This window comes from Nostoc sp., assembly GCF_036917435.1.
GTDB lineage: Bacteria > Cyanobacteriota > Cyanobacteriia > Cyanobacteriales > Nostocaceae > Nostoc.
In genome coordinates this window covers 12,288-37,445 of sequence record NZ_JBALDM010000045.1, presented here as the reverse complement: position 1 = coordinate 37,445, position 25,158 = coordinate 12,288, and the positions used below count along the sequence as shown (strand labels likewise).

6 protein-coding genes are annotated in these 25,158 nt (G+C 41.3%); 5 read left to right on the top strand and 1 reads right to left on the bottom strand.

Features of this window, described 5'->3' with window-relative positions:
- The first annotated feature begins 87 nt into the window (after positions 1–87).
- Positions 88–5,472, top strand: coding sequence for a trifunctional serine/threonine-protein kinase/ATP-binding protein/sensor histidine kinase (locus V7K98_RS21825; RefSeq protein WP_335025603.1), 5,385 nt, complete (start codon positions 88–90; stop codon positions 5,470–5,472).
- A gap of 68 nt (positions 5,473–5,540) precedes the next feature.
- Here the strand turns inward: V7K98_RS21825 and V7K98_RS21820 are convergent, their stop codons facing one another.
- Positions 5,541–6,257: a Uma2 family endonuclease gene (locus V7K98_RS21820; RefSeq protein ID WP_335025601.1), complete on the bottom strand. Its 717-nt coding sequence runs from the start codon at positions 6,255–6,257 to the stop codon at positions 5,541–5,543.
- 85 nt (positions 6,258–6,342) lie between these two features.
- Here V7K98_RS21820 and V7K98_RS21815 point away from each other — a divergent pair, with 85 nt between their 5' ends.
- The 4 genes from V7K98_RS21815 to V7K98_RS21800 all read left to right on the top strand — a co-directional run bounded on the left by V7K98_RS21815 (position 6,343) and on the right by V7K98_RS21800 (position 25,152).
- Complete coding sequence (locus V7K98_RS21815; protein ID WP_335025599.1) at positions 6,343–11,811, top strand: trifunctional serine/threonine-protein kinase/ATP-binding protein/sensor histidine kinase; 5,469 nt, start codon at positions 6,343–6,345, stop codon at positions 11,809–11,811.
- Positions 11,812–11,932: 121 nt separating this feature from the next.
- The gene (locus V7K98_RS21810; protein WP_335025597.1) at positions 11,933–17,833 is read left to right on the top strand and encodes a trifunctional serine/threonine-protein kinase/ATP-binding protein/sensor histidine kinase; all 5,901 of its coding nucleotides are present in this window, start codon (positions 11,933–11,935) and stop codon (positions 17,831–17,833) included.
- 73 nt (positions 17,834–17,906) lie between these two features.
- On the top strand, positions 17,907–23,318 hold the full coding sequence (locus V7K98_RS21805; protein WP_335025594.1) for a trifunctional serine/threonine-protein kinase/ATP-binding protein/sensor histidine kinase: 5,412 nt from the start codon (positions 17,907–17,909) through the stop codon (positions 23,316–23,318).
- 265 nt (positions 23,319–23,583) lie between these two features.
- On the top strand, positions 23,584–25,152 hold the full coding sequence (locus V7K98_RS21800; RefSeq protein ID WP_335025592.1) for an ABC transporter substrate-binding protein: 1,569 nt from the start codon (positions 23,584–23,586) through the stop codon (positions 25,150–25,152).
- The last annotated feature ends 6 nt before the right edge of the window (positions 25,153–25,158 follow it).

The following is a 25,158-nucleotide window of genomic DNA, read 5'->3' as shown; positions in this document are numbered from 1 at the left end:
TCGAGGATCTGAACCTCTCACAAATGATCAAGTAGGGCTATATCTGGGAATACTAAATCTAAAAGTCTTCAGGATTTAGCAGTATATATGATTAACCCTCTTGTCAATATTCCCGGATATCGCATCAGTGAAGAACTCTACAATGGTTCTAGAACCCTGGTTTATCGAGGGTATCGAGAGAATGACTCATTACCTGTAGTCATTAAACTGCTGAAAAATCATTATCCTGGTTTCAGTGAATTGGTGCAGTTTCGCAATCAGTACACCATTGCCAAAAATCTCAACTCACCTTTGATTATCAGCACTTACAGCCTGGAAGCCTACCAAAATAGCTATACCTTAGTGATGGAAGATTTTGGCGGGATTTCTCTAAAAGATTATTTTACCCATGTAGAGACGTTGCATGTAACGTCTCTACAGGAGTTTTTAGAGATTGCGATCGCACTTTGCAACACCTTAGATATTCTCTACCGGGAGCGAATTATTCATAAAGATATTAAACCCGCCAATATTTTAATTAACCCCCAAACTAAACAAGTTAAATTAATTGACTTTAGTATTGCATCTTTACTACCACGGGAAACCCAAACACTAATCAATCCCAATGTCTTAGAAGGGACACTTGCTTATATATCCCCAGAACAAACAGGAAGGATGAATCGCGGGATTGACTACCGCACAGACTTCTATTCTTTGGGTGTAACTTTTTACGAATTACTCACGGGGGAATTACCGTTTAAATCAAATGATGCTATGGAATTGGTGCATTGTCACATTGCTAAACCAGCACCGAATTTGACCAAAAAAGAGATTCCCCAAGTCCTTTGTGATATTGTCAGCAAGCTGATGGCAAAAAATGCGGAAGATAGATATCAGAGTGCATTGGGACTGAAATTTGATTTAGAAAATTGTTTACATCAGTTACAGGAAACTGGTAGGATTGAGCGTTTTGAGATTGGGCGAAGGGATCTGTGCGATCGCTTCATTATCCCCGACAAACTCTATGGACGAGAAGCCGAAGTAGAGACTTTACTCCAAGCATTTGAAAGAGTCAGCCTTGGCGCAACAGAAATGATGCTGGTAGCTGGGTTTTCGGGAATTGGTAAAACAGCAGTTGTCAACGAAGTTCATAAACCAATTGTGCGGCAACGTGGTTATTTTATCAAGGGAAAATTTGACCAATTCAATCGCAATATTCCCTTAAGTGCTTTTGTGCAAGTATTCCGGGATTTGATGGGGCAGTTGCTTAGTGAAAGCGATCGCGAATTACACATCTGGAAAACTCAGATTCTTCAGGCTCTAGGGGACAATGGGCAGGTAATTATTGAGGTGATTCCCGAATTAGAACGCATCATCGGTAAGCAAGCACCCGCGACAGAATTATCAGGAACGGCGGCACAAAATAGATTTAATTTACTGTTCCAAAAATTCATTCAAGTCTTCACAACTCAAGAACATCCCTTAGTGATGTTTTTAGATGATTTACAGTGGGCTGATTCTGCCTCACTCAATTTGATACAACTTTTGATGAATGAGTCGGAAAGTCGCTATTTATTGATGATTGGGGCTTACCGAGATAATGAAGTTTCACCGGCGCATCCCTTAATGTTGACCTTGGATGCTGTAGCCAAAGCCAAGGCTACAATCAATACCATTACTTTACGTCCCCTCAGCCAAGGTAGCTTAAACCAGCTAGTCGCTGACACCCTCAACTGCCATATTTTGACCGCTCAAACCTTGACAGAACTGATTGGCCTCAAAACAAAAGGTAATCCCTTTTTTGCCACCCAGTTCCTCAAAGCATTGTATCAAGATGGATTGATTCAGTTCGATCTCAACTTGGGACATTGGCAGTGCGATTTGGGAGAGATTCGCACTGTCGCCATATCCGATGATGTCGTGGAATTTATGGCATCACAGTTACAAAAACTGCCCTCTGATACCCAAGATATTCTCAAATTAGCCGCTTGTATTGGCGCACAGTTTGATTTGAAGACGCTGGCGATCGTCTCTCAGCAATCTGAATCTGATGCCGCCGTCGCCCTCTGGAAAGCCTTGCAGGAAGGATTAATCCTCCCCCAAAGTGAACTTTATAAGTTCTATGTGGGCGAACTGGATACAGCCCAAAACACACAAACTGAAACGCTCAATTATAAGTTCCTCCACGATCGCGTCCAACAAGCGGCCTCTTCTCTGATTCCCAAAGAACAGAAACAGTTGACTCATCTCAAAATCGGGCAATTACTTTTACAGAATACATCATCAGCCCAGCAAGTAGAGCAAATTTTTGAGATTGTCGGTCAGTTAAATTGTGGAATCGCACTCATTACCAAGCCAGATGAACGTCAACAATTAGCTCAACTAAATCTCAATGCTGGTCGCAAAGCTAAAGAAGCGATCGCTTATAGTGCGGCTCTACAATATTTCAATTATGGTATTCAGTTAGTCATTGATGATGGCTGGGAAAATGCTAATGATTTGACGCTAGATTTATATCAGTCTGCCGCCGAAGTTGCCTTTTTAAATCATGAATTTGAGCAAATGGAATCGCTGATTAGTATTGTTATTCAGCAAGGAAAAAGTTTCTTAGATAAGGTGAAGGTTTATGAGATTAAGCTTCAGTATTATCAAGTGCAAGGGCAGTTGCTTAAAGCAGTCGAGATTGGGTGTAAAATTCTCCAACATCTTGGAATATCCTTATCTGAATCTGTTACCCCTTCAGAAATTCATCAAGCTATAGAAAATACGTTGTCAATATTGGGAGAGCGCGAGATTGAAAGCTTAATTGATCTACCTTTGATGACTGATCCTCAAGCTTTAGTTGCTCTGAAAATTATGATCAGTCTCACTCCTTCTGTACATCAGTCGTCTCCTCACTTATTTCCAATTATTGCCTGCGAACAAGTTAATTTATCGCTTAAATATGGTAATACATCACTATCAGCACCAGGATATGCTGACTTTGCTATTGTTTTAAATGCAGTATTAGACCAGTTAGAAAAAGGCTATCAATTTGGGCAGTTGGCTTTGAAAATTATAGAAAAGCTGGAAGCAAAATCTGTTCAAAGCATGACTAATTTTAAAGTAGCTACATTTAATAAGTTTAACAATGCATCTGTTCGAGATGCTATCAGCTTATTAAAGGAATCTTATAATATTGGACTAGAAGTTGGAGATTTTGTCCATGTAGTTGTATCAAACTTTTTTCGCTTTTTTTACACCTATTTAAGTGGAGCAGAGAATTTAGAAATATTGCTAAAAGAAATCAAAATATCAGAGTCTAGCTTTGCAGATAGCAAATCTTTCTCGGTTCGATTTAGTATTCTTCGAGTAGCCATTGAACTGATCGCTGAATCTAATAGAAATTCAGATTTAGTGATTGATGAATCCTGGAATGAGGAAAAAATTGTAGCTGCTCTAATCAAAGAGAATGATGAGTTTACACTCCATGAATTTTACCTAATTAAGTTAATTTCTAGCTACTTATTTGATGATGCTCTAGCGGCAGTTAGCAATGCAGATAAAGGAGAGCGCCACCTCAAAGGTGGTACAGGAATGCTATCGGTGTCAGTCTTCTATTACTACGATTCTTTAGCTCGTCTATCTATCTATTCTCAAGTTGAACCTTCTGAACAAGCAAAATTGCTCTTGAGGGTTGATGAAAATCAGAAACACCTAAAAGTTCGGGCCACAGTTGCACCGATGAATTTTCAGCATAAGTTTGATTTAGTAGAAGCAGAGCGTTGTTGGGTTTTAGGTCAGCGATTTGAGGCAATTGACTTATACGATCGCGCGATCGCTGGAGCCAAAGCCAACGAATATATCCAAGAAGAAGCCTTAGCTAACGAACTAGCAGCTAAATTTTATCTTGACTGGGGCAAAGAGAAAGTCGCCGCAGGTTATATGCAGGAAGCCTATTACTGCTATGCTCGATGGGGAGCCAAAGCCAAAACTGATGATTTGGAAACCCGTTATCCCGAATTGCTACGCCCGATTTTGCAGCAGTTTGAACCCTCGGTGACAATGTTAGGCACACTAACAACGATCGCATCTCCCGCTTATTCCCTTCATTCCAGCACTCGCAACAGTTCTTCTAGTTCCAGCATTAATACAACCCTCGATTTTGCTGCCATTATCAAAGCCTCTCAAGCACTTGCGAGGGTGATTCAATTAGAGGATCTGCTCTGCCAACTGACGCAAATTATTCTCCAAAATTCGGGTGGCGATCGCTGTGCGTTAATCTTACCTAATGAGAATCAAGTTTGGGAAGTGCGGGCGATCGCCACACCCACCGCCACCGAACTGTACACCGAACCCCTGGAAAACAACCCCAATATCCCCGTCAAACTGATTCAATATGTCAAAAACACTCAACAAATCGTGGTGATTGACGATTTAGAAACCGATTTACCCGTAATTGAGGATTATTTGAGACTACGCCAGCCTAAAAGTATCCTGTGTTTACCCATTCTCAATCAAGGACATTTGGTTGGTATTTTGTATCTCAAGAATCGTTTAACCAGTGGTGTGTTTACCAGCGATCGCATCATTATTCTTGACTTTCTCTGCACTCAAGCGGCTATTTCTCTAGAAAATGCCCGGCTTTACAATCAAGTCCAACAGACTCTCACCGACTTGCAACAAGCTCAGTTGAAAATTATCCAAAGTGAAAAAATGTCGGCGCTAGGTAACTTAGTCGCTGGGGTAGCTCACGAAATCAACAATCCCGTCGGCTGTATTATTGGCAACGTTGATGCTGTCCAAAATTCCATTAATGACCTATTTGGACTGATTGATCTCTACAACGATAAATTCCCTCAACCTGGGGCGGAAATTGCAGAAGAATTAGAGACAATCGACCTGGAATATTTACGGGATGATTTACCCAAGTTAATCAGAGCCATGAAAGATGGCGGCGATCGCATCACATCCATCAGTCATAGTCTTCGCACCTTCTCTCGTGCTGATAAAGATTACAAAGTAGCTTTTAATATCCATGAAGGTATCGATAGCACGATTCTAATTCTCAAACATCGCCTCAAAGCTAATCAACAACGTCCCGCCATTGAAGTGATAACAAAGTATAGTAATTTACCCCAAGTTGAATGTTTTCCTGGACAATTAAATCAGGTATTTATGAATATTTTGGCAAATGCGATTGATGCTTTAGATGAATCAAATAATGGTCGAGATTTTGCAGAAATTAAAGCCAATCCTAACTGCATTACCATTCAAACATCGGTCGAAAATGAAAATGTAAAAATTGCCATTGTGGATAATGGTAAGGGAATGAGTGAATCAGTAAAATCAAAGATTTTTGAGCATTTGTTTACTACTAAAGCTGTTGGTAAAGGCACGGGGTTGGGGTTAGCAATCGCTCGGCAAATTGTCGAATCAACCCACGGCGGTAAATTAAGTTGTAACTCTGTTTTGGGTGAAGGTACAGAATTTATGATTGAAATTCCGGTGTAAATTTATTGAAAAATAAGATCCCCGACTTCTTCGAGAAGTCGGGGATCTGGACACCGCAGATTTTCACGTTACAAATTATCTGGATCGATACCTCGCTGTTGAAGGCGATCGCGCAAGTCTTGTAGCGCTTCTTGAGCCTGTTGAGTCTGTTGCCCTGCCTGTTCTATGCGTTCATCGGGGGTAAGAAAGCGATCGCCATCTCGATCAAACCAAAATAACCAGTCTCGCTCCCAACCTTTATGAATCCCCGCAGCTACCCCAATTCCCAACTGCAACTCCGGTATCCAAAACTGATCTTGCGACTGCAACACAAATTCATCATCAACCCGTTGATACACTTCAAAGGGAGCGTGATTATCTCGTTGCGAATATTCTGGATTGTAGATGACGTAATACAATACCCCTAAATCCAAATATTTGCCCATTTTAATATCGTATTCTCCACCGTATGTTTGAGAGACGATTTCGACAACCAAAATGGGTGGTGTCCAATTTTCTTCCCAAAGCACATAACTGAGTCTTCCATTCGGCGGTCGTCGCCGTCGTTCTACACCCAAGCTCAAAAAGCCATCGGGGACAATGGATTTTCTTGGTGCAGTTGGGAGGTAGTAGATACCCATGTCTACACCAAAGAACCAATCGGTGCGATCGCTCCAAATTGCGGACAAAATAGATAACAGTAAGTTAGGAATCAGGTTTTGGAGTTCGTTATCCACAGGAGTATCATCAGAATCGGGGAGTTCAGCCGAAGTTGGGAGCAGGGGTAAGGGAATGGAGTATTCCATAGGATAAATTCCCTCGCAACAATAAACCCATTTTACGATCTGGGAATACTAAATCCAGAATTGTCAAGATTTTGGTGGCTGAACAATGACTCTAGTTAGTATTCCCGGATATCAAGTTAGTGAAGAAGTCTACAATGGTTCTCGCACTGTGGTTTATCGTGCAGTTCGAGAAATCGATACCTTCGGTGGGCTTCGCCAACGAGAACCTGTAGCGATTAAACTGCTGAAAAATTCTTATCCTAGTTTCTCGGAATTAGTACAGTTTCGCAATCAGTATACGATCGCCAAAAATCTCAACTCACCCCTAATCATCGCCACCTATAGCCTAGAACCTTTCCAAAATGGCTATGCATTGGTGATGGAAGACTTTGGGGGAATTTCCTTAAAAGAATATTTTGCTGCTGTAGAGACGTTACATGTAACGTCTCTACAAGAGTTTTTAGAGATAGCGATCGCACTTTGCAACACCTTAGATATCCTCTATCATCAGCGAATTATTCATAAAGATATTAAACCCAGCAATATTTTAATTAATCCTGAAACCAAACAAGTTAAATTAATTGACTTTAGTATTGCATCTTTACTACCACGGGAAACCCAAACACTCATTAATCCTAATGTCTTAGAAGGGACACTTAGTTATATATCCCCAGAACAAACAGGGAGGATGAATCGGGGAATTGACTACCGCACTGACTTCTATTCTTTAGGTGTCACTTTCTACGAATTACTCACTGGAGAGTTACCATTTCCATTAAATGAGCCGATGGAGTTATTACATTGTCACATTGCCAAAGCAGCGCCTTTAGTATCTGAAATTAACCCACAAATACCGCCTGTACTCTCAGAAATCGTCAAAAAACTCATGGCGAAAAATGCAGAAGACAGATATCAGAGTGCGTTAGGACTGAAATTTGATTTAGAAAATTGTTTACATCAGCTAAATGAAACTGGTGAAATTCAGAGTTTTGAAATTGCACAAAGGGACGTGTGCGATCGCTTCATTATCCCTGACAAACTCTATGGACGAGAAACCGAAGTATTAACCCTACTCCAAGCATTTGATAGAGTCAGTCAGGGTGCGATAGAAATGATGCTGGTAGCTGGGTTTTCTGGTATTGGCAAAACAGCAGTTGTTAACGAAGTTCATAAACCCATTGTTAAACAACGCGGTTATTTTATCAAAGGCAAATACGATCAATTTCAACGCAATATACCTTTCTCTGCCTTTGTCCAAGCATTTCGAGATTTAATTGGGCAATTGCTCACAGAAAGCGATGCCCAAATTCAGCAATGGAAAAATAAGATATTAGCTGCTGTTGGTGAAAATGGAGAGGTAATTATTGAAGTCATCCCCGAATTAGAAAAAATTATTGGAGAACAGCCACCAGTACCAGAATTATCAGGAACGGCTGCACAAAATAGATTTAATTTATTGTTCCAAAAATTTACTCAAGTATTTACAAGTTTTGAACATCCATTAGTGATTTTTTTGGATGATTTGCAATGGGCAGATTCAGCTTCCCTAAAGTTAATACAGTTATTAATGGCTGATACCAGTTATTTGTTCTTAATTGGTGCATATCGTGATAATGAAGTCAACTTAGCACACCCGTTAATGTTGACTTTGAGTGAAATTGCTAAAACACAAGCACCGATTAATACGATTACCTTAACTCCACTCATTCAAAAGCAAGTGAATCAGTTAGTTGCTGATACACTTAAATGTTTAGATAAATTGGCATTACCTCTTTCTCAATTAATCTATCAAAAAACTCAAGGTAATCCATTTTTTGCTACGCAATTCCTCAAAGCATTGCATCAAGATAGGCTGATTAAATTTAACTTTGACTCAAGCTGTTGGGAATGTGACATAACACAAGTAAGTCAGCAGGCGCTTACAGATGATGTAGTTGAATTTATGGCATTGCAATTGCAAAAGCTACCATCTTCTACACAGAATGTTCTCAAGTTAGCAGCTTGTATTGGCAATGAGTTTGATTTAGTAAATTTGGCAATTGTTTCCGAAAAATTGGAGCTAGAAACAGCTACTAATTTATGGAGAGCCTTGCAAGAAGGGTTAATTTTACCGATTAGTGATGTTTATAAGTTTTATCAGGGAGAGAATCGGCAAGAATCGTTAATGGAAGGTGGGAATAGCCATAAAAAAATAGCTAAATATCGGTTTTTACATGACAGAGTTCAACAAGCTGCTTATTCCCTGATTCCTGATGAGCAAAAAACAGCAACACATCTGAAGATTGGACAGTTACTTTTGCAAAATTTCTCCGAGATAGAACTTGAGGAAAAAGTATTTGATATTGTTGGGCATTTGAATTTAGGACAAAAGTTAATTACTCAACCAAAAGAACAGGAAGAATTAGCTCAACTGAACCTAAAAGCTGGAGTGAAGGCGAGAAATGCTACAGCTTACGGGGCTGCAAGGATTTATTTACAAACAGGGATTGAGCTATTACAGCCAGACTCCTGGCAACATCAGTACAAATTAGCTTTGAATCTCCATGTAGCAGCAACAGAAGCTAGTTATTTGAATGGTGATTTTGAGGAGATGCAACAGCAAGTTGATTTGGTATTGCACGAGGCAAAGACAATTTTAGATAAAGTGAAAATATACGAAATTCAAATTGCCGCACAAACGGCTCGTAGCCAAATATTAGCAGCGATCGCAGTGGGCAGAGAAGCACTGAGTCAATTAGGGGTAGATTTACCCGATGCAACCGATGCAGCCCAAATCGGCAAAGCCCTGCAAGACTTGAAAGAGCAACTCCAGGGCAGAGAAATTTCTGGGCTAATTGATTTACCTGCCATGAGCGATCCCACAGCGATCGCTGCCATGCCACTGTTAGGAATGTTATTTGCCCCAGTGCTTCTGGGAACGCCAAGTTTAATGCCTTTTTTGAGCGCCACAATGGTGAGGTTGTCGCTCCAGTTTGGTAATGCCCCCGCCTCGACAGTAGGATATGCAATTCATGGCATGGTGCTGTGTGCCTTTTTGGGCGAAGTCCAAACTGGCTATGGATTTGGTCGATTATCACTCTTGTTGGTGGAAAAATTGAATGTTCAGGAGATGAAGTGCTTCACTCTCAACCTGTTTGGGGGTTTCATCCAACATTACCAGGAAGCTTTCAGAGCAGTACTTCCGACACAGAAAGAAAGCTACACAGTTGGGATGGAAACCGGCGATTTCCTCTACGCTGGCTACAGCATCCAAGGGTATGCCCATACAGCGCTATTCGCAGGAGTAGACTTGGACACATTATCAGCCGAATTACCTGCTTACAGTGCTGCTCTGGCGCACGTGAAACAAGATTCGTCGCGGATTTATTTGGATATGGAGCGGCAAACGGTGCAGCAGTTGCGGGAACCAGTGAGCCAACCCCATCGCTTAATTGGCCAACTCTACGATGAAACAGTGATGCTGCCGAAGCACCAGCAGGATAACGATCTCACGGGCATGGCCTTTGCCTACAGTGATAAACTACTGCTTGCATATCTCTTTGGCAATTATCCGGTTGCCCTCGACTACATCACCAAACTCAAGTCCTATTTCATGGCCATATCGGGAATGGTTCATATTCCCGTTTTCCATTTTTATGCTGCCCTTACCCACCTAGCACTATTGCCCAGTCAGCCAGAACCAGAACAACGAGAACTGCTAGCCCAAGCCGAAACCCATCAAACTATTCTGCACCAGTGGGCGCAAGATACCCCGATGAACAACTTGCATAAATGGTATTTAGTGGAGGCTGAAAAGCATCGAGTTTTGGGGGAAAAAGCTGGCGCTATTGATTGTTATGATCAAGCTATAACTCTAGCTAAGGACAATCAATTTATCAACGAAGAGGCGTTAGCGCACGAACTCGCAGGTAAATTTTATCTTGATTGGGGTAAAAAGCAATTTGCTCAAACTTACATCACAAATGCTTACTACGCTTATGCTCGTTGGGGAGCAAAAGCTAAAGTTGCCGACTTAGAACAACGCTATCCCGAACTATTAGCAAGCATACTTCAGCAACCACAAATCAGCCGAAATCTAGATAATTCCATTGGAACCTTGTCTGATAAAACTGTCTTTTCTAGTGGTACAAGTATTTCAAATATCCTAGATTTGACAACTGTTTTTAAAGCTTCTCAAGCCTTATCAAGTGAGATACAGTTAGAACAATTGTTATCAACTTTGATGCAAGTAGTAATTGAAAATGCTGGTGCAAACAAATGCGTTTTAATTTTATCTAAGAATCACAAATTAACTATAGAAGCAATTGCCATATCAAAAGCAAGTAATACAAAAATTGACACCAATTCACAGCCATTCTTACCCGTAGAATTAAGTCAAGATATTCCTGTGAGTGTAATTAACTATGTCTCTCGTACCAGTGAAAGCTTAGTCATCGATCATCCCATAGTTCAAACTTCCCTAGCATCTGATCCTTATTTTGAGAGGGAGCAACCCCAGAGTCTTTTGTGTACCCCCATCATCAACCAAGGAAAATTGATTGGTATTCTCTATTTAGAAAATAACTTAACCGCAGAGGCATTTACCAGCGATCGCCTACAAGTTCTCAATCTCCTCACGACTCAAGCTGCAATTTCTTTAGAAAATGCCCAACTTTATGGCAAATTAGAAGATTATTCCCATACTCTAGAGCAAAAAGTTCAAGAACGCACCCAGGAACTAAACCATTATTGCACTGAATTAGAATCAACACTAGAACAACTTTATTCTACTCAAGCCCAACTAATTCAATCTGAGAAAATGTCTGGATTGGGACAGTTAGTTGCTGGTATTGCTCATGAAATTAATAATCCTATTAATTTTATCTATGGCAACTTAGAACCAGCGAGTGAATATGTTGCATCCTTAATTGAATTAAATAATTTATACCAGCAATTATATCCCGAAGCATTGCCAGAAATTGCCGAAAAAATTGCCGATATGGAACTAGAGTTTCTATTGGATGATTTACCAAAACTGCTGTCATCGATGAAATCAGGAGCGGATCGGATTCGTAAAATTGTGCTGTCACTGCGGAATTTTTCCCGCCTGGATGAATCCGAAATCAAAACAGTAGATATTCATTCTGGGATTGATAGCACTCTGTTAATTTTACAGCATCGACTGAAAAATAATAGCAAACATCAAGAAATTCAAGTCATTCAAGAATATGGTCAATTACCTTTAGTTAATTGTTATGCTTCTGCTCTCAATCAGGTATTTATGCATATTATCAATAATGCCATTGATGCCTTAGAAGAAGTAGATGTTAATCGTCAAATTACGATTGTGATTCGGACTGAATTTCTCAAACCACAAAAGGTACTTATCCGCATTGCAGACAACGGTTTAGGGATAAGTGAATCCGTAAAAAATAAGATATTTAATCCATTTTTTACTACGAAATCTATAGGTAGTGCTACAGGTTTGGGATTGTCAACTAGCTATTCAATTGTGGTAGAAAAACATGGGGGACAGTTAAGCTGCATTTCTGTTCTCGGAGAGGGAACAGAATTTATCATTGAAATTCCAGTATAAATTATTGAACAACAAGATCCCCGACTTCGTAAAAGTTGTCGGGGATCTGAATCTCTTACGAATGATGAAGTAGGGCTATATCTGGGAACACTAAATCTGAAAGTCTTCAGAATTTAGCAGTATGGTAAGCAATCTAGCCACTATTACCGGATATCGCATCAGTGAAGAACTCTACAACGGTTCCAGAACCGTGGTTTATCGTGGTTATCGAGATAATGACTCATTACCAGTAGTCATTAAACTGCTGAAAAACCCTTATCCCACTTTCAGCGAATTGGTACAGTTTCGCAATCAATACACCATCGCCAAAAATCTCAACTCACCTTTGATTATCAGCACTTACAGCCTGGAACCCTACCAAAATGGCTATGCGTTGGTGATGGAAGATTTTGGGGGGATTTCTCTTAAAGATTATTTCACCTCTGTAGATCCGCGATATATCGCGTCTGTTCAAGAGTTTTTAGAGATTGCGATCGCACTCAGCAACACCTTAGATATACTCTATCGGGAGCGGATTATTCATAAAGATATTAAACCCAGCAATATTTTAATTAACCCCGAAACCAAACAAATTAAATTAATTGACTTCAGTATTGCATCTCTGCTATCACGAGAAACCCAAGCATTCATCAATCCCAATGTCTTAGAAGGAACACTTGCTTATATATCCCCAGAACAAACAGGAAGAATGAATCGGGGGATTGACTACCGCACTGACTTCTATTCTTTAGGTGTCACCTTTTACGAATTACTGACAGGAGAACTACCATTTTCATCAAAAGATCCGATGGAGTTGGTGCATTGTCACATTGCTAAACCAGCACCCAATTTAAGAGAAAGGGTCAAGAGAAAAGAGATTCCTCAAGTCCTTTGCGATCTTGTCAGCAAATTGATGGCGAAAAATGCTGAAGATAGATATCAGAGTGCATTGGGACTGAAATTTGATTTAGAAGATTGTTTATATCAGTTACAAAAAACTGGTAGAGTTAACGGTTTTGAGATTGCGCGACGGGATCTGTGCGATCGCTTCATCATCCCTGATAAACTCTATGGACGAGAAACCGAAGTATCAACTCTACTCCAAGCCTTTGAAAGAGTCAGCCTTGGTGCAACAGAAATGATGCTGGTAGCTGGTTTTTCGGGAATTGGTAAAACTGCGGTTGTCAATGAAGTTCATAAACCGATTGTCCGACAACGGGGTTATTTTATCAAAGGTAAATATGACCAATTTCAACGAAATATCCCTTTCAGTGCCTTTGTGCAAGCATTCCGAGATTTAATTGGACAATTATTAACTGAAAGTGATGGACAAATCCAGCAATGGAGAAACCAAATATTAGAGGCAGTTGGAGAAAATGGACAAGTAATTATTGAAGTTATCCCCGAATTATCAAGAATTATTGGTGAACAACCAGCCGCCATAGAATTATCAGGAACGGCGGCAGAAAATAGATTTAATTTATTGTTTCAAAAATTTATCCAAGTTTTTACCAGCTTAGAACATCCATTAGTGATGTTTTTAGATGATTTGCAATGGGCAGATTCAGCATCGCTGAAGTTAATGCAGCTATTGATGGCTGATACAAAGCATCTTTTGTTAATTGGTGCTTACCGTGATAACGAAGTCAATCCGGGACATCCATTGATGTTGACTTTGAGTGAGATTCAACAAAACCAAGCAACGATTAGCACGATTACTTTAGCCCCACTGAGTCAAGAGCAAGTAAATCAATTAGTTGCAGACACTCTGAAATGTACAGAAAGTTTAGCATGGACTCTTTCTAAATTAGTCTATCAAAAAACTCAAGGAAATCCATTTTTTGCTACACAGTTTCTCAAAGCATTGCATCAAGATGGGCTAATTGAATTTAATTTTGATTCAGGTTTTTGGCAATGTGACATTGTACAAGTAAATCAGCAAGCGGTTACAGATGATGTTGTTGCCTTTATGGGTTTTCAATTGCGAAAACTGCCACAATCAACTCAACAGGTGTTACAGTTAGCTGCTTGTATTGGCAACCAGTTTGATTTAGAAACTTTAGCAATTATTTGTGAACAATCCCAAATCGAAACGGCTTCAGATTTGTGGAAAGCGTTACAAGAAGGGTTGATTTTACCGATTAGTGATATTTATAAATTTTATCAAAATTCGTCATTAGTCATTAGTCATTTGTCATTAGAAAATAACAACCAAATGACAAATGACAAAGGACAAAGGACAGCTTCATATAGATTTTTACATGACCGAGTACAGCAAGCGGCTTATTCCCTGATTCCCGATGAGCAAAAAACAGCAACTCATCTCAAAATTGGAAAATTACTACTGCACAGTTCCTCGGAAGTAGAACTGGAAGAAAAACTATTTGATATTGCCCTACATTTAAACCAAGGAATTGAGCTAATCACCCAACCGCAAGAACGGGAAGATTTAGCCCGACTTAACTTTAAAGCTGGAGTGAAGGCGAGAAATTCTACAGCTTATACTGCGGCAAGAGTTTATTTGCAGACAGGGATTGACATACTGACAGCCAACTGCTGGCAAGATCAATATGAATTGACTCTGAATCTCCATGTTGCTGCTACCGAAGCCGCTTATTTGAATGCTGATTTTGATGGCATGGAAAAAATAGCAGCACTGGTGTTACAAGAAGCTCAGACGATTTTAGACAAAATCAAAATTTACCAAATTCAAATCGTCGCCCAGACAGCCCAGGGCAAGATATTAGAAGCGATCGCAGTAGGAAGAGATGCCCTCTTTCAATTGGGGGTTGAACTCCCCACTGCACCTGACGAAGCCAAAATTGCTCAAGCCCTACAAACCTTAGCCAGTCTTCAAGGTGACAGAGGGATTGAGGAATTAGTCGATCTACCTGTAATGAGCGATGGCCACACTCAGGCAGCTATGCAACTGTTAGGAATCTTATTTTCACCGATTCTACAGGCAATGCCCGGATTACTGCCCATACTAAGCGCAACTATGGTGAGTTTATCACTCCAGTTTGGGAATGCAGCAGGATCAACGGTGGGGTATGCGATTCACAGTATGGTGTTGTGTGCTTTTTTGGGAGAAGTGAAATCAGGGTATGGCTTTGGGCGATTAGCAATCAACTTGCTCGATCGATTTAATGTTGGGGAATTCAAGTCTAAAGTTCTACTTCTGTTTGCAGCCTGGGTTCAACATCATCAGGAATCTCTAATAGCAACGATGTTGACGATGAAAGATGGCTATGCAACTGGTATGGAAACTGGTGATTTTCTCAACGCTGGCTACAACTCCCTCAATTACTTCATTGCCAAACTTTTTGCTGGGGTAGAACTGGACATTTGGGAACCCGAAATAGCAGCTTACAGGGCTGTCTTAATACAGATAAAACAACATTCTGCCCTGACTTATTTGGATATGATGCAGCAGACTGTGGAGAACTTGAGGGAAGCCAGTATTCTGTCGGATTGCTTAATTGGCAGTGCCTACGATGAAACGGTGATGATTCCTAAGCACCATCAAGACAAGGATCTCACAGCGATCGCTATTGCTTACACTTACAAACTGATGCTTGCCTACTTTTGTGGTAACTACACGGTTGCCCTAGACTATAACGCCCAAGCCAAACAGTATTTAATGGCAGTATCAGGGATGATTTTTATTCCCATTTTTCATTTCTATACAGCCCTGACGTATTTGGCACTCTTGTCCACACAGCCAGAGTCGGAGCAAGGCGAATTTCTCCTCTTGGTGGAAACCCATCAAACTATTTTGCAACAGTGGGCGGAAAATGCCCCGATGAATCATCTGCATAAATGGTATTTAGTTGAGGCAGAACGGCAACGGGTTTTTGGCAATAAAGCCGAAGCAATTGAACATTACGATCGCGCCATCATTGCAGCCAAAGAAAATGGTTATATTCAGGAAGAAGCGCTGGCTAATGAACTAGCCGCAAAATTTTACCTCCACTGGGGTAAACAGCGCATTGCCCAGGAATACATGATTGAAGCCTACTATGGCTATGCTCGTTGGGGCGCAAAAGCCAAAGTCGCCGACTTGGAAAAACGCTATCCTCAACTCCTCGCCTCCATCCTCCAACAAACCCGTTCTCCTCTGTCAACTAACGAAACTATCTTCGTTTTGGGGAGTGTCACATCCACTAGTTCCCCTAGTTCCAGCAGTAGCAGCGTCTCTGTTGCTTTAGATTTAGCCGCTATTTTCAAAGCTTCCCAAACGATCTCAAGCGAAATCGAACTGGAAAAACTACTTTCATCGTTGCTTGAAATCGTCATTGAAAATGCTGGGGCTGATAAGTGTGTCTTAATGCTTTTGCGATCCGAACGCCTGCTGATCGAAGGGTCAATTACCCTGGGGACGCAGCCCGTCGTGTTGCAGCGCCTTCTGGTTGAGGATAGTCAGGATATTCCCCTGAAGCTGATTTACAAAGTCAAACACAACAGGCAGACTATTGTGCTATTTGATACAACTGGCGATCCCACCTTAGCCAATGACCCCTATATCCTTCGTCAGCAGCCTAAGAGTATCTTGTGTAGTCCCATTTTGCATCAAGGGAAGTTACTGGGCATTTTATATCTAGAAAATAATTTAGCAACGGGGGCGTTCACGAGCGATCGCGTTGAGCTGCTCAACTTACTCTGCGCTCAAGCTGCCATTTCCCTAGAAAATGCCCAGCTTTATGAGCGATCGCTAAAATATGCTCAACAATTAGAGGAGTCATTCGCCGAATTGAGCGGGAGTAATTCTCGGTTTGAGAGACTTGTAGATAATGTTCCTGGGGTTGTTTATCAATACTCCATAAGTGCCGATGGGGTCATATCGTTGACCTATATTAGTGCCAACTGTTACAGCCTGTTAGAAATTACCCCAGAGCAAGCCATGTCCAATTGGCAGTTTTTCGACAATCTGGTGCATCCAGATCATGTCTTGAGTTATCAGCAGTCCAACACTGAAGCCCTTCAAGCCCTATCTCCCTGGCAATGGTCAGGACAAATTATTACACCCTCTGGAATTATTAAGTGGATACACGGAGAATCACGCATCCAAACATCTGCTGATGGATCTATGGTTTGGGATGGATTATTTCTGGATATTAGCGAACAGCAAGCTGCACTTCGTCAACGTCAACTTGCAGAACTTGCCTTACAGCAGAAATCCCTTGCATTAGAAAATGCCCTGAACGATTTGCAGTACGCCCAACTCCAAATAGTTCAAAGTGAAAAAATGTCAGCCTTGGGGAACTTAGTCGCCGGAGTTGCCCACGAAATCAACAATCCCGTTGGCTGTATTATTGGCAACGTTGGGGCTGTCCAAAATTCCATTAATGACTTATTTGGGCTGATTGACCTCTACAACGATAAATTCCCTCAACCTGGGACTGAGATTGAAGAGGAATTAGAGACAATCGACCTGGAATATTTACGGGGTGATTTACCCAAGTTAGTCAGAGCCATGAAAGATGGAGGCGATCGCATCAAGTCTATTAGCAAAAGTCTTCGTACTTTTTCGCGTGCTGATAGCGACCAAAAACAAACCTTCAACCTCCACGAAGGGATTGATAGCACCATCTTGATTTTACGCCATCGCCTCAAGGCTAATGAGAATCGTCCAGCCATTGAAGTTGTCACTAACTACGGTAATATCCCGGCAATTGCCTGTTTCCCTGGACAACTCAACCAGGTATTTATGAATATTTTGGCAAATGCCATTGATGCATTAGATGAATCAAATAATGGTCGCACTTTTGCAGACATTCAAGCCATTCCCAACTGCATAACCATTCAAACATCGGTCGAAAATAAAAAAGTAAAAATTGCCATTACTGATAATGGTAAAGGGATGAGTGAGTCAGTCAAACAAAAGATTTTCGACCATTTATTTACTACAAAGGCTGTCGGGAAAGGAACAGGGTTAGGATTAGCGATCGCCCGACAAATCGTAGAATCAGCCCACGGCGGTAAATTAAGTTGTAACTCCGTTCTGGGTCAAGGTACAGAATTTATCATTGAAATCCCGGTATAATTTATGTCTTGAACGTCAAAGGACTTTAGATATCTGGGAATACTAAATCTGAAAGTCTTCAGGATTTAGCAATATGGTTAGCACTCTTGTCAGTATTCCCGGATATCAAATTAGTGAACAACTTTATAACGGTTCCAGAACCCTAGTTTATCGTGGTTATCGAGAAACTGGCTCATTACCAGTAGTGATTAAACTGCTGAAGAATCCATATCCGAGTTTCAGTGAATTGGTACAGTTTCGCAATCAATATACCATCGCCAAAAATCTCAACTCACCCCTAATCATTGCCACCTACAGCCTAGAACCCTATCAAAATGGTTATGCGCTGGTGATGGAAGATTTTGGCGGGATTTCTTTAAAAGATTATTTCACCTCTGTAGAAGCCTTACAGGGAAAGCCTCTACAGGAGTTTTTAGAGATTGCGATCGCCCTCTGCAATAGCTTAGACATATTGTGTCGAGAGCGGATTATTCATAAAGATATTAAACCCGCCAATATTTTAATTAACCCCCAAACCAAACAAGTTAAATTAATTGACTTCAGTATTGCATCTTTACTACCACGGGAAACCCAAACGCTAGTTAATCCTAATGTCTTAGAAGGGACACTTGCTTATATTTCTCCAGAACAAACGGGGAGAATGAATCGGGGGATTGACTACCGCACAGATTTCTATTCTTTGGGTGTAACTTTCTACGAGTTACTCACCGGAGTTTTACCATTTCCATCAAATGAACCGATGGAATTGGTGCATTGTCATCTTGCCAAAGCAGCGCCTTTAGTAGATGAAATCAACCCACAAATCCCGCCTCTTCTCTCAAAAATCGTCAGCAAGTTGATGGCAAAAAATGCCGAAGATAGATATCAGAGTGCATTGGGACTGAAATTTGATTTAGAAAATTGTTTAACTCAAATTCAAGAAACGGGTTCGATTGATAGCTTTGATGTTGGAACAAGGGATCTGTGCGATCGCTTCATTATCCCCGACAAACTCTATGGACGAGAAACCGAAGTATCAACCCTACTCCAAGCATTTGAGCGAGTCAGCCTTGGTGCAACAGAAATGATGCTGGTAGCTGGTTTTTCGGGGATTGGCAAAACAGCAGTCGTGAATGAAGTCCACAAACCCATCACCCGACAGCGCGGCTATTTCATCAAAGGCAAATATGACCAGTTCAATCGCAACATTCCGTTTTCCGCCTTTGTCCAAGCTTTCCGCAGCTTGATGGGACAACTCTTGAGCGCATCTGATGTAGAACTAGCTCGCTGGAAGGAGCAAATTCTGGCTGCTGTTGGTGAAAATGGACAAGTTCTGATTGAAGTCATTCCCGAACTAGAACACATTATTGGTTCCCAGCCCCCGATAGTTGAGCTAGTTGGTAGTGCCTCTCAGAATCGGTTTAATCTGCTGTTTGGTAAATTTATTCAGATATTTACTAAGAAAGAACATCCTTTAGTGATTTTTCTCGATGATTTACAATGGGCTGATTCTGCTTCTTTGAACTTGTTGAAATTGTTGATGAGCGAGTCGGAAGCAGGCTATTTACTAGTACTCGGAGCTTATCGGGATAATGAAGTTTTTCCAGCTCATCCACTGATGTTAACCCTCAATGAGATGAGACAACGAGGTGTCAATCTTAATACTTTAATCTTGGCTCGTTTGGAGGAATCAGATATTACCTGTTTAGTTGCCGATACATTGCTGTGTTCCAATGATATCGCTGCATCACTTTCGCAGTTGGTCTACCAAAAAACTCAGGGAAATGCATTTTTTACAATCCAGTTTTTATCTGGACTGTATGAGGAAGAATGTATTATTTTCAATCGTTTGTCGGGTTATTGGCACTGCAACTTCAGCCAGGTGACGCAATTAGCATTGACAGATGATGTAGTTGCATTTACTACCCGACGATTGCGGAGGCTGCCAGTAGCAACACAAGAAGTATTAAAGTTAGCGGCTTGCATTGGTAATCGATTTGATTTAGAAACATTAGCAATAGTCTGTGAAGCTAGTCAAGATAGTGTAGCAGTAGACTTGTGGCGATCGCTTCAAGAGGGGTTAGTCATCCCAGAAAACTCAACCTACAAGTTTTTCCAAGGGAATGAACATGATATTGAAGATATAGAAGCGATGAATAACCTCACTGTGAGTTATCTCTTTATCCACGATCGCGTTCAGCAAGCGGCTTACTCTCTTATTCCTGACGGTTTAAAACAAGCAACTCACTCCAAAATTGGCAACCTTCTGCTGGCTAATGCTTCGCCGGAAGAACAAGGTAGCAAAATTTTTGCGATCGTTAATCACTTAAATCATGGTTTCGATCTGCATCTAAGCCAGGAAGAACGTTCAGAACTTTTACGGCTAAACTGCATTGCCGGGAAAAGGGCTAAAGAAGCTACTGCCTATGGGGTTGCTGTAAACTACTTTACCGCAGCTGAACGCTGTTTGCCGACAAATAGTTGGCAGCAAGACTATGAAAAGTCCCTAGAGGTTTATTTCAATTTAGCAGAAGCTAAGTATTTGTCTGGAGATTTTCAATCTTCTCTAGCCATTATTGAAACAATTTCTAGCTTTGCCAAACGACAAATTGAAAGAGCTGAAGCCTTTAACCTGGCAATTTTGATGTTCACATTACAAGGTCATTATCTGCAAGCAGTTCAGTATGGACAAAAAGCATTATCTTGCTTGAATTTTGATTTATCAGAAATAGACTTACCAGAGAAACTTGAATCATCCCAAAATGAGATTCAATTAAAATTAGCCAATCGCCAGCCAGAGGATCTGGTCAATGAACCAGAAGCTACCGATCTAGAGAAGCACTTGATTATCAAAATCCTCAATAATTTAATCGTACCAGTTTATGTTCTACAGAAGGGAGAACTATACTTTCTCGTTGCGTTATCAATGGTTTCAGTATCTCTCAACTTTGGCGTAATAGCTGAATCAGGAAACGGATTTTCTGCCTATGGAATGTATTTGGGATATTATCAGCGTGACTATCAATCTGGCTATGAATTTGGAGTCCTCGCAGAAAGTTTAGCCAAACGATTTAAGCAAGCCGATAATCTATGCAAAGCTTGCTATATGCTTGGCAACAATCTCCTTTCTTGGGTGCGTCCTCTGCGTAGCTCAGGTTCGATTTTTGATGAAGGATTAATCGCTGGACTACAGTCTGGAGAGATGGTTTACTCAGGTAATCTTTTGATGTACAAGCTGCTCAATTCATTTTATGCAGGAGACAGCGTATTAGAAGTTCAGCAAAATCTTCCTGAATATTTAGGGTTTTGTGCTAAGAAACTTAACTATCAACTGGCTGTGGATGTGATCGCGGGATTAAATATTTGGCTGGCTGAACTTACAGCTTTTCCTGCGGAGAATCTCCCAACTGAGCAGCAGCATATTGAATCTTGTAGAGTCAATAACAGCGACTATGCAATTTGCCATTATTTACTCCTCAAAACTAAAGTTCTATGTTTTTACGGACGCTATAGTGAGGCTGTGGAAGCAGCACAGGGGGCTGAAGAACTTGTTGGGACTATTACTGGAAAATACCAAGTTGCAGCCATCAATTTCTATCAATCTATTGCGATCGCAGAATACTGTCGAACTCATGCTCTAGGTTTAGACAATAGTTACATTCAAAAAGTTGAATCAAACCAAGTTCAACTCAGTCTCTGGGCAATTAGTTGCCCGGAAAACTTTGCTCATAAATACGATCTAGTTAATGCTATTTTAAGTATTTTATCAGGACAGAAAGCAGAAGCAATTGAACTGTTCGATCGCGCCATTGCTGGAGCCAAAGCCAACGCATATATCCAAGAAGAAGCCTTAGCAAATGAACTTGCCGCCAAATTCTATCTTGACTGGGGTAAAGAGAAGGTGGCCGCTGGATATATGCAAGAAGCCTATTATTGCTATGCCCACTGGGGAGCCAAAGCCAAAACTGATGATTTGGAAAACCGTTATCCAGACTTGCTTTGCCCTATTTTGCAGCAGTCCGACCCCTCTATGATAATGTTAGGCACACTATCAACGATCGCATCTCCCGCTTATTCCCTTCATTCCAACACCCGCAAAACTTCTAGCAGTTCCAGCATCAATACAACCCTCGATTTTGCTGGCATTATCAAAGCCTCCCAAGCACTTGCGAGGACGATTAAATTAGAGGATCTGCTCCACCAGCTTACCCAAATTATTCTGCAAAATTCGGGTGGCGATCGCTGTGCCTTAATTTTACCCAATGAAAATGAAGTTTGGGAAGTGCGGGCGATCGCCACACCAAGCGAAACTAAACTCTACTCCGAACCCCTGGAAAATAACCCCAATCTCCCCGTCAAACTGATTCAATATGTCAAAAACACTCACAAAGTTGTGGTAATTGACGATTTAGAAACCGATTTACCCGTAATTGATGATTATTTGAGACTACACCAGCCGAAAAGTGTCCTGTGTTTACCCATTCTCAATCAAGGACATTTGGTTGGTATTTTGTATCTCAAGAATCGCTTAACCAGTGGTGTGTTTACTAGCGATCGCATCATTATTCTCGACTTCCTCTGCACCCAAGTGGCTATTTCTCTAGAGAATGCCCGGCTTTACAATCAAGTCCAGCAGACCCTCACCGACTTGCAAAACGCCCAATTACAAATAGTCCAAAGTGAGAAAATGTCGGCGCTGGGTAACTTAGTCGCCGGAGTTGCTCACGAAATCAACAATCCCGTCGGCTGCATTATTGGCAACGTTGATGCTGTCCAAGATTCTATCAATGACCTATTTGGACTGATTGACCTCTATCAAAAGGAACTCCCGCAACCCAGCCCCACCATTGCAGAGGAATTAGAGACAATCGACCTGGAATATTTACGGGGTGATTTACCCAAGTTAATCAGGGCGATGAAAGATGGAGGCGATCGCATTAAATCTATCAGTAAGAGTCTCCGCACTTTTTCGCGTGCTGATAGCGACCAAAAACAAACCTTCAACCTTCACGAAGGGATTGATAGCACCATCTTGATTTTACGCCATCGCCTCAAAGCTTCGGAAACTCGTCCAGCCATTGAAGTTATCACCAACTACGGTCAGATTCCAGCAATTGCCTGTTTCCCTGGACAACTCAACCAGGTATTTATGAATATTTTGGCAAATGCCATTGATGCTTTAGATGAATCAAATAATGGTCGCACTTTTGCAGACATTCAAGCCAATCCCAACTGCATAACCATTCAAACATCGGTCGAAAATGAAAGGGTGAAAATTGCCATTCTGGATAATGGTAAAGGGATAAGTGAGTCAGTCAAGCAAAAGATTTTTGACCATTTATTTACTACAAAAGCTGTCGGTAAAGGTACGGGTTTGGGGTTAGCGATCGCACGGCAAATTGTCGAATCAACTCACGGTGGTAATCTGAACTGCACTTCTGTACTGGGACAAGGAACAGAGTTTGTCATTACCTTACCAGTTAAAACTGTGGCATTGGATTCATAAGCGATCGCTAAAAAGTTTCTAGCTCCGTAAGTCAATACCCTTGGCTTTTTAAGACAGGCAGGGGGAGAGAAAAATAACCCAAGCGCAATAAAAAATTAATATACAGCGTATTGCAGGTAAATGAAGTACACGGGTAGGGGCACAACATGTTGTGCCCCTACGATGATCTGTACCTCACCAAGTTCCAATCTGCTGTATCTGGGAACAATAAATCTGTAAATCGTCAAAACTTGGCTTTTAATTGCCAGAGGGAAGGAATTATAAAATGTCTAATTGGCAAAACTTTTGCTCTTTGTGGGAGCGAGTTCGATATGGTCTGATTTTCCTGACAGCCCTCTGGTTCAGCTTAGGGATTCCGGGTTGCAGTTTCTTGCCACCCAATTCTCAAACCTCTTCATTGCCTGTGCAGACACAAAGTGGAAGCTCAACTCCACAGCGTTTTGACGGCATCACAATTAACTTTGCTAGTCAGGCTGATCTCTCTCCGACTGGAATTGAGCCACATATCTCCAAATTTGAAGCGCAAACTGGCGCAAAGGTTAATCTGACTCGTGTCTCAAATCGAGATGTGTACAAGACTCTCTGGAAAGATTGGTCTAGTGGTGCTTCTAAGTATGATGCAGCAACTTTAATTTCTCAGTGGATGGCAGATTTTGCCAAGGCTGGTTATTTGGAAGACCTAACGCAACGAGTCCAGACTGATACCGCCCTACAATGGCAGGATGTTGCGCCCTTCTTCCAAAAATTCAATGCTACTTACCAGGGACGAATCTACGCAATGCCTCTGGATGGCGACTTTCACATGGCTTACTTTCGTCAAGACCTCCTGGAACAGGCAAAATTAGAACCGCCCGCCACTTGGGAAGAGTATCTAGCAATAGCCAAGCGATTTCATGGAAAAGACCTTAATGGTGATGGTCAACCTGACTATGGATCTTGCATTGACAGAACTTGGGATAGGCAGAATGCTGCTTCCTTCTTTTGGTCAATAGTCAGTCCTTTTGTTCAAAGTCAGGGAACTACCCAAGGGACATTTTTTGATCTAGAGACAATGAAACCCCTAGTCAATAATCAAGCCTTTGCTAGAGCATTGGACATTTTCAAACAAGAAAGGGATTATGGATCTCCCAAAGTGACAACCCCACGCAACCTTGCCAAAGAATTATTTATTAGAGGACGATGTGCCCTTAGCGTTTATTGGGGTGACATTGGGACTATGGCAATTAGTCCAGCTATTTCTAAGGTAATTGACAAAGTTGGTGCAACCATTACCCCAGGCACAACCCAAATCCTCGATCGCAAAACTGGCAAGTTAGTCACCTGTGATAAGTTTACCTGTCCATATAGTATTCAAGGAGTCAACCACGCTCCTTATGCTGCTAGTGGTGGGTGGGTTGGTCTTGTCAATGCCAAAGCTAATTCCAAAGTGAAAGATGCAGCATATTCGTTTCTCTCCTTCATCAGTCAACCTGCACAATCAAATATTGATGTAACTATTGGGGAAACAGGCTTCAATCCTTATCGCATTTCTCAATTTAATAACCAAGAAGCCTGGATCAAGGCGGGTATGACATCGGGCGCTGCTGACAAATACTTGGGCGGGATTAGTGTCAGCCTTAATAATCCTAATATGGTGTTAGATTTACGCATTCCCCAAAATTACCGCTATCAGATAGAAGTGCTGGGGTCAGTTGTCATTGATTTCTTAACTGACAAGATAACCCGTGAAGAAGCGATGCAACGGATTGAAAAAGGCTGGGAGCAGATTACCAATGAGGTTGGGCGTGAGTCTCAACGCGCCGCTTATCGCGCCAGCCTTGGGCTAACCCCATAAACAGAT